The organism is Mesorhizobium sp. M7A.F.Ca.US.011.01.1.1, from assembly GCF_003998295.1.
GTDB lineage: Bacteria > Pseudomonadota > Alphaproteobacteria > Rhizobiales > Rhizobiaceae > Mesorhizobium.
On sequence record NZ_RZRT01000191.1, the window covers coordinates 1 to 1,047 of the forward strand.

The 1,047-nt window shown below is 61.7% G+C and carries 1 pseudogene; it reads left to right on the forward strand.

Features of this window, described 5'->3' with window-relative positions:
• Positions 1–1,047: pseudogene (dnaE2, locus tag EOA13_RS37245) on the forward strand (error-prone DNA polymerase); the annotation flags it as partial.

The following is a 1,047-nucleotide window of genomic DNA, read 5'->3' on the forward strand; positions in this document are numbered from 1 at the left end:
CGTCGGCTGCCGCCTCGATCTGGTCGACGGCATGGCGGTGCTGGTCTATCCGACCGACCGGACCGCCTATTCCCGGCTGTGCCGGCTGCTGACACTGGGCAAGAAGCGCGGCGGCAAGGGAAAATGTCACCTGGAATGGAGCGACCTAGCTGCCTATGCCGAGGGTCTGATCGCCATTCTCGTTCCCGACCATGCGGATGACACCTGCGCCCTGCAATTGCGCCGGTTGCGGGAGGCCTTTGGCGATCGTGCCCATTTGGCGCTGACCCTGCACCGCCGGCCCAATGATCAGGTCCGGCTGCATGAACTCTCCAACCTCGCTACCCAAATGCGGGTGCCGACCGTGGTGACGAACGACGTTCTGTTCCACGAACCCGGCCGGCGCATTTTGCAGGATGTAGTGACGGCCATTCGCCAAAACATGACCATCGACGAGTTGGGGTTCCGGCGCGAGCGCCATGCCGACCGCTATCTCAAGCCGCCCGAGGAAATGGCGCGGCTATTTTCGCGCTATCCCGAAGCACTCGCGCGCACGCTTGAGATTGTCCGGCAGTGCCGTTTCTCGCTCGATGAACTCGCCTATCAATATCCCGAAGAGAAGATGCTGCCCGGGCTGACAGCGCAGCAGGCGCTCGGACAACTCACCTGGGAAGGCGCGGAGCGGCACTATCCCGAGGGCGTGCCTGACAAGGTGGTGGCGCTGATCAAACACGAACTGCGCCTGATCGAGATCCTGCACTACGCCCCATATTTCCTGACCGTGAACGCCATCGTGCAGTTCGCGCGAAGCAAGGATATTCTGTGCCAGGGCAGAGGATCGGCCGCCAACTCAGCCGTATGCTACGTGCTGGGCATCACCAGCATCGATCCCGAGCGCAACAATCTGCTCTTCGAGCGCTTTGTCTCTCAGGAGCGCAACGAACCACCGGACATCGATGTCGACTTCGAGCATGAGCGGCGCGAAATCGTCATGCAGTGGGTTTACGAGACCTACGGCCGCGACCACAGCGCGCTGTGCTCAACTGTGGTGCGCTATCATACCAAGGG